Here is a 7,285-nt window from a genome sequence, read left to right on the forward strand (position 1 = left end):
GGGGCAAGACCGAGGCTGGGACAAAACCCTCCTCTGAAATGAAAAAGCCTGTGAAATTTTACGAAGTGTAAAATTTCACAGGCTTTGATTATTTTGAATAAAAAATAAGGACATTCTCTGTTAAAATTAAGTTACCACACAAAATCCAAACAGAAAGAAGTGTCCTTATGTTTAAAGATTATAACATGAATCAATTAATTTTGCCTTTAGATTTAGAAGTAAAGTTACAAGAGAATGATATTGCCTTCCATATACATCACTTAGTTGAAAGTATTCCACTTAAAGCACTCGAACCATTTCTTCGAAATGAGTGGTGCCCTGCTTATCATTCGCGCATGATGTTAAAAATTATCTTATGTGCTTATAAGCAGTCTGTCTTTTCTGGTCGAAAAATCGAAGCACTTTTAAAAGATAGTATCCGTATGAATTGGCTAGCTCAAGGTTATGAACCAAGCTATCGCACCATTAATCGTTTCCGTGTTCAACCCGAAGTAGTAGAACTAATCCGACAATGTTTCGTGCAATTCCGTTGCCAACTTGTACAAGAGAAATTAATCGATCAAGAAGCTATTTTGATTGATGGTACAAAAATAGAGGCAAATGCGAACAAATTTACATTCGTGTGGAAAAAGACGATTGAGAAATATCACAAAAGCTTAATTGAAAAATCATATCAACTGTACAACGAGTTGCTTGAAAAAGAAATCTTACCTGAAATTGAACGAGAAAGTGATGAGCAATTAACACTTGAGGAACTCGACCACATGGTTCAAAAAGTAGATGAAGTCATTACTAAATATAACCAAAAAAGTGAAGCATCACCGAGCGTAGAAGAAAGAAAAGCATTAAGAATTGAACAAAAATATCCGAAGCAAGTGCGTAAGCAGTTGACTGATTATATTGTGCGGAAACAGAAATATCAACGAGACTTTGAAATCTTTGGCACACGTAATAGTTATTCGAAAACAGACCATGATGCAACATTCATGCGAATGAAAGATGATTATATGGAAAATGGTCAATTGAAAGATGGTTATAATGTACAAATCGCAACGGAAAGTCAATACACGCTTGCCTATAGTTTATTTTCAAATCCGACAGACACACGTACTTTAATTCCGTTTCTAGATGAAATCGAAAATTAATGGTGAACGAGAAGTGGGAACATCAAAAAGAATATGTGAGAGCGAAGCTTTCAGAAGAAAAAACAGGTGCTATCTATCGTCAACATAAGATTGACGTAGAACCAGTTTTTGGATTCTTGAAGGCCAATTTGCGTTTCACTCGATTTTCTGTTCGTGGAAAATCGAAGGTCAAGAACGAAATGGGTCTTGCATTAATGGCTGTGAATTTACGAAAATTCACGGCCAACAGATAAGAGTGTATAAGAATTAATAGCAAAAAATAGAGAAAGGAGAATTTGAGTTCACCCAAATTCTCCTTTCTCACTATTTGAAGCTAGTTATGTCCCAGCCTCTTTTTAATTTCTAACTAAAGAATAGGTGTGGGGACTTTCTACTAATTTACTTAATTGTTAGAAAAAAATAGTAGAGAATATCATATCATTGAAAAAATTTACATATCCTAGATTAAAGGACGGTGAAATTTAAATGAAAAGTAATCTTTATAGAGATAATAAATTCTCAATCATTACTTTTAAATTTAAAACTATTATTTTTTCAATGATAGTAATAGCAACATTAGTATTTTCACTGATTATTAATTTAGGGCTCTCATCAGAAAATATCCAGAAAACCTTATCAGGAATAGAATCAGAAAATTTATTTGCACAATTTATTAGAGCAGAAAACCATATCTTTTTTGCATCAGAAGAAGTATTTACGATTCCACCAATATCAGAAATCCTTTTTGAACTTGCAACTAATATAAAACCCAGAGATACTAGAAGCTTTTTGGGAAATGAGCTCCCTGGATTGAATTTTTATGATACAGAGATTGTAGTTGCAGGAGAAGGAACTGACCTATCCACACTCCCTTACGAATCCGCTCCTCCATTAGAAGTTCTTCTGAAAGAAAAAGAGGTAATTGAAGAGGAACTCCAAAATAATACTGGGATAGAAGATCAAAAACCTTTGTTAAACAAAGAACCTAATGTGTTTGTATATCATACTCATAACCTTGAGTCTTTTCTCCCTCTACTAAAAAATGCGTCCAGGTCAAATGAAGCCGTTAGTTCAGATGAAAGGGCGAATGTGGTTGCTTTAGGTAAAAGATTAAATCAAAAATTAATTGGTGCGGGTATCGGTGTAGAGCATAATAAAACAAATATCAATAAAGAGTTATTAGAGAGGAAATGGGATTATTCTGCCTCTTATAAATTATCAAATGAGGTTATACAAGAAGCTGTAGCGGAAAATAAGAATCTTAAATACTTTATTGATATTCACAGAGATTCTGCCAGGAAGGATGTAACCACAAAAGTAATTGATGGTAAATCCTATGCGAAGTTGTATTTCATAGTGGGTAAAGAAAATGATAATTATGAAGAAAATCTAGAATTTGTTAAAAAAATTAATACTGAACTAGAAAAGCGCTTCCCTGGAATTAGTAGAGGAGTATTCTTAAAAAATCGATTAGATGGAAACGGAGTTTATAATCAAGATGTATCCAACAGGGCATTGCTAGTTGAAATAGGAGGCGTTGACAACACGCTGGATGAATTAGGAAGAACTACAGATGCATTTGCAGATGTGTTTTCAGACATATACTGGGAAGAGTACGGAGGGAAAAAAGAATAGTATTACATTTATTTGAAAATATTGAAGGGATTACCTATGTTTTGTGGAATATATAAAATATTAAGAAAATAGGAGGTAAGTCTTATGAGAAAAATGAAAAAAATTATTGGTTCAGCAATTTTAGGTATTTCACTCTTGTCAGTGTCATTACCTGCCTTTGCTGCAACTCTTGTAGATGAAAAAGGAGAAGTAGAAGTTCAAGCGGCTCCTACACTTTCTCCTTCTTCACAAACAATTTCAGTCGGCAATCAGGCAAATATGACTCTCTATCATAGTGTATCAAAAGCGCCTTATAATATAAGGGTTAATAAAGGGAATGGTAGTACTTTTAGTATTTATACTGATGATAGAACTGTTCACTTAAGCTCGATGGGATATAGCAGTAGAGGAACATTCTACGTATCTGCAGTTGTATACGATGTTGATGGCACTGGATGGATATCCAATAAAGCAACAGTTGTTGTGAAATAGAATAAACTAATCTCTTCTCTTCAAAGAAGTTGCCAATATGGCAACTTTTTTTAGGAGGAATTATTTTAATAGAAAGGTAATAAACATATAAGAGAACAATATTTTTGATGATCCTAGCGTGGAAATTAAGGAGTGAAATACATGGACAGGTTTAGTGCTAGTCCAATAATATGGCTATTATTTATGTTTATATCCACCCTAATTTCTTATTTTTCTTTTAGTTGGCAACTTACTACGGGATTCTTCTTTACAGGATTTTTTATGTCTATCTTTTCTTTGGTAAAAACATCTATTAATAATGGTGAATAATAATAAATGGATTTGTTTTTAGAATATAAATGAATCACTAATAATGTAACTTTTCGAAGCATTAAAACGATTAATATATAAATGGTTAAGAACTCCACTAATTTGCAAGGAGATGATGATTTGAACATTGTTGGGGAATTAAGGGAATTGAAAAATTTAAAACCTAAACAGGATTTTATTGTTAAAACAGAAGAATTGTTACGAATGAAGGCAAAGAAGTTATTAGAAGAAAATATCCATTCAAAAAAAACTAAGTAAGATTCATGGAGGAAGTATGTCTGGTTATAACAATATTTTTCATTATTATAAAGGTCAGCCAAAAGGTTCAATGCAAGAAACAAAGCATTTACAGATTGAGAATAATTTAACAAAGACATTTCTTAATGTTCTACAGCATTCCTCATCAGATATGACATCAAAGTTCCTCAAATTTGCCGGGTTGAGCACCATAGTTACTCATTCCTTTGAATATCGATATCAACATCTAATGTATTGAGTAATGCATCAAGTATAGGCGCTGTTATCGGAATGGCAGAGAGTTATGAAGTACGTAATAGTAAAGATAAGACGTACACGATACCTGATGGGGCAATTTTATCGGAAGACGTACCTGTTCTAATTGAAACTAAGATAGGTTATAACTCATACCTAACTCATCAACAGTTAGAGGGGCATAAAAGCTGCTTTGCACCTAGGTCAGCGTATAGTTGAGAAACCGATTATTTTGACCTGGAAAGATGTTCAGGGTTTTTCAAAGAAGAGCTTGGATGGTATAAAGAAAAAGGAGATGAGGTAACTTGTTTTTTTCTGCAGCAGCTTGAGGAATTTTACTTGATCAATAATATAGGTGATCAGAAAAAAACAAAGGAATATTTCTTTCTTAAATTTGAGAAGGATGTTGCAAGGAATATGGCCAGGGAAGTTGATCACTATATATGTACTGAGTTTGCTGATGATCTCAGGGACCCGGATACAGCTAATGGAATAGGATATAGTAGGAATGAAGGCAAAAATTTGCGACCTTAACAACAGCAAGACTAAGATGCTTAATACTACATATAGGAAAAAGAGAAGAAGGTTTGGGTTTAGAAATACAGGAAGAAATTGATTCTATGTTAGGGAAAAAGTATACTCGAACAGAAAATGATAATAAAAATATCCACATGAAGCATTTATAAGGCTAGAGTGGGTGCCTGATATCGAGTATATAAACAAAGCTGTATTTGTCAATATTAATTTGAGCCAGAGCGATCACTTCAAAAGTGAGACACTTCATTCTGCATTATTACCATATTTGGGGGATGTTTGGGAGTTTAGGTGATCTTGCCCCTCGGGGCAAGATCACCTAAACTCCTCATGCTTCCCAGACTACTGGTCACACTCATTTCTTTGTTTCATACTCTGCCTAAACCGATAAGATTCCCATTTAATAAGAGAATGTGGGCCTTATGAGTAAGTCTATCTAGGAGGGCAGCTGTCATTTTTTCATCACCAAAGATAGATGTCCATTCAGGTAAACTCTAGATTGGTCGTAATCATTACACTAACCCGTTCGTGTCGACCGGTAAAGAATTGAAACAATAGTTCAGATCCTACTTTCGTAAAAGGTACATATCCAAGTTCATCGACAATGGTCACATCAAATTTGAGCCATTTCTTTTCTAATGTCCCTAGCTTATGCTCCTGATTGGCCAGTAAAAGTTCTTCTACTAATTCAGCCGCTGTAATAAACTTGACCTTATAGCCATTCTTAATCATTTCAAGTTCAAGACCGGTAGCTAAGTGGGACTTTCCAGTCCCACTGTTCCCCAAAAAAATGACGTTTTCCTTCTTCTCCACAAACTCTCCTTTTGCCAAAGTTAAAAAACGATTCTTATTCAAGCTTGGCATTAAGCTAAAATCATAGTTATCTAGGGTTTTATGAACAGGAAAAGCAGCTTGTTTAAGTCTTCTCTGTCTTTGATTTTCCTCTCTAGATTCAGATTCTGCTTCCAGTAGAGCTAGTAAAAATTCCTCATAACTTAAATTACGCTGATTATTGCAGTGAAAATGAGCCACTTATGCGGAGTTTTGAGCCAGTCATTGCGGAGGAAAGAGCCACCCTTTGCGGAATGCAGGGCCACTATAAATAGAATAAAGAAAAGCCTCCTGTATAATAACCTTGCATGCTAGCAAGCATGACTGGATAGGCTACATTTAGTTGGACAGAATTTTTAAGGTCAAGTAGACTACAAATAATACATTTGAGGAGAATCTACATGGCCAAAAGAAAATGCCGAACATTTACTGAAGATTTCAAGCAACAGATCGTGCAGCTGTACCAAAATGGAAAACCAAGAAAAGAGATTATTCGTGAGTATGACCTTACTCCTTCATCTTTAGATAAGTGGGTGAGTCAGAGTCAAAAATCAGGTTCTTTTAAGGAAAAAGACAATTTAACAGATGAGCAAAAAGAATTGATGGAACTCCGAAAAAGAAATAAGCAGCTAGAAATGGAAAAAGACATTTTAAAGCAAGCCGCGCTGATACTAGGACAAAAGTAAATGTAAACAAGAATGACCAACATAAATACTCGATATCAGCAATGTGCAAATCCCTAGAAGTGTCTATTATTATGAAGTAAAAGATGAAGAGGATCCCATTGTTTCTAATGTTGTCGATATTTTTCACGCAAGCCGTCAAAACTATGGAACACGTAAAATCAAAGTAGAATTAAAAAAGCGCGGTCTTATCGTTTCCAGGCGAAGAATCGGGCGCATAATGCAGGAGCAGGGCCTTGTTTCTTCCTATACAATCGCTCAATTTAATCCGCATGCGAAATCCTGTAATGAATCAGAACAGAAGAATGAACTTAATCGTGCGTTTACCCAGGAACAAGAAATGACCATAATCGTAAGCGATTTAACATACTTAAGGGTTAATCAAAAATGGAACTACGTATGTGTCTTTGTCGAACTCTTTAATCGAGAAATCATCGGTTTTAGTACAGTGCCAAATAAAGATGCATTACTCGTTTATCGTGCAATAGCTTCAAAAAACAAGGGCCTGAACCTCGGCCCTTTAAAGCGGTAGTATAGTTGGGGACAGGCACCTGTAATTTACGTTACCTCTAAAACACCGATAAAAAATTCAATTTTTTATAAAATCTTCAATTTAAAGCAGGATTTTTCAAAAATTGGGAGAATATTTAAAATAAGTAAAAAATAAGGAGTGATTATATTGTTTAAAAAGGTTCTTGCAAGTACTATTCTTGGAGCATCATTATTTTCTTTTGGATGTCTATCCAACGCAGCAGCTGCAACACCAGCCTCTCCCCAGCCTTTAAGTACAGCGAATGAGGAAATTGGTATCCTAGCTACTCCATCTCTAACTCCTTCTACACAAACTATTAACCGTGGCAGTTATGCTACTTTTAAATTAACTTCTGGCTCATCAAAAGCGCCTTTTAATTATAAACTTTATTTAGGAGATGGAACTAGCACAAGTATTATGTATTCAGATAATACTTCAGAAACATTCTCTGGGGAATTATTACGATATACAAGAAGTGGTACCTTTACAGCTTCTGGAAGGGTAGTGGATTCGACTGGTACCGCTTATGTTTCGAATAGTGTTAAGGTAGTTGTTAGATAATTTTTAAAAGTAGATTGATGAATTTCTTAGAACTAGGAATCCTGCATAGCTATTATCAAAAAAACCTTCAAATTTGTTAATGTCCCCTTTAAGTAGACATTCAAAAAAGCCTT

The 7,285-nt window shown here is 34.6% G+C and carries 6 protein-coding genes and 2 pseudogenes; 6 read left to right on the forward strand and 2 right to left on the reverse strand.

Going from position 1 to position 7,285, the window contains the following annotated elements; all coding sequences use genetic code 11:
- Nucleotides 1–167: 167 nt before the first annotated feature.
- The 4 genes and pseudogenes from CHI10_RS21905 to CHI10_RS22530 form a co-directional block, all read left to right on the forward strand.
- Nucleotides 168–1,372 (forward strand): annotated as a pseudogene (locus tag CHI10_RS21905) (transposase); the annotation flags it as partial.
- A 238-nt stretch (nucleotides 1,373–1,610) separates the two neighbouring features.
- Nucleotides 1,611–2,759: a stage II sporulation protein P gene (gene spoIIP / locus CHI10_RS21910; RefSeq protein ID WP_286137561.1), complete on the forward strand. Its 1,149-nt coding sequence runs from the start codon at nucleotides 1,611–1,613 to the stop codon at nucleotides 2,757–2,759.
- 84 nt (nucleotides 2,760–2,843) lie between these two features.
- The gene (locus CHI10_RS21915) at nucleotides 2,844–3,230 is read left to right on the forward strand and encodes a hypothetical protein (protein ID WP_095246254.1); all 387 of its coding nucleotides are present in this window, start codon (nucleotides 2,844–2,846) and stop codon (nucleotides 3,228–3,230) included.
- A gap of 429 nt (nucleotides 3,231–3,659) precedes the next feature.
- Nucleotides 3,660–3,797, forward strand: coding sequence for a hypothetical protein (locus CHI10_RS22530; protein ID WP_179289103.1), 138 nt, complete (start codon nucleotides 3,660–3,662; stop codon nucleotides 3,795–3,797).
- Nucleotides 3,798–4,933: 1,136 nt separating this feature from the next.
- Here the strand turns inward: CHI10_RS22530 and CHI10_RS22820 are convergent.
- Nucleotides 4,934–5,020 (reverse strand): hypothetical protein, encoded by an 87-nt coding sequence (locus tag CHI10_RS22820; protein WP_286137564.1) that lies wholly within the window; start codon nucleotides 5,018–5,020, stop codon nucleotides 4,934–4,936.
- A 28-nt stretch (nucleotides 5,021–5,048) separates the two neighbouring features.
- The gene (locus tag CHI10_RS21930) at nucleotides 5,049–5,597 is read right to left on the reverse strand and encodes an ATP-binding protein (protein ID WP_286137562.1); all 549 of its coding nucleotides are present in this window, start codon (nucleotides 5,595–5,597) and stop codon (nucleotides 5,049–5,051) included.
- A 194-nt stretch (nucleotides 5,598–5,791) separates the two neighbouring features.
- Between CHI10_RS21930 and CHI10_RS22825 the strand changes: the two are divergent.
- Both CHI10_RS22825 and CHI10_RS21945 read left to right on the forward strand, forming a co-directional pair.
- A pseudogene (locus CHI10_RS22825) lies at nucleotides 5,792–6,587 on the forward strand (IS3 family transposase); the annotation flags it as partial.
- Between the two features lie 171 nt (nucleotides 6,588–6,758).
- On the forward strand, nucleotides 6,759–7,172 hold the full coding sequence (locus CHI10_RS21945) for a hypothetical protein (protein WP_095246259.1): 414 nt from the start codon (nucleotides 6,759–6,761) through the stop codon (nucleotides 7,170–7,172).
- The last annotated feature ends 113 nt before the right edge of the window (nucleotides 7,173–7,285 follow it).

Origin of the sequence: Bacillus sp. 7894-2, assembly GCF_002272225.1 — a bacterium.
GTDB lineage: Bacteria > Bacillota > Bacilli > Bacillales > Cytobacillaceae > Cytobacillus.

Bases quoted from the DNA above. Each gene is read 5' to 3' on its own strand.
- spoIIP (WP_286137561.1), top strand. From the start codon at position 1,611: ATGAAAAGTAATCTTTATAGAGATAATAAATTCTCAATCATTACTTTT.
- CHI10_RS21915 (WP_095246254.1), top strand. From the start codon at position 2,844: ATGAGAAAAATGAAAAAAATTATTGGTTCAGCAATTTTAGGTATTTCA.
- CHI10_RS22820 (WP_286137564.1), bottom strand. From the start codon at position 5,020: ATGACAGCTGCCCTCCTAGATAGACTTACTCATAAGGCCCACATTCTC.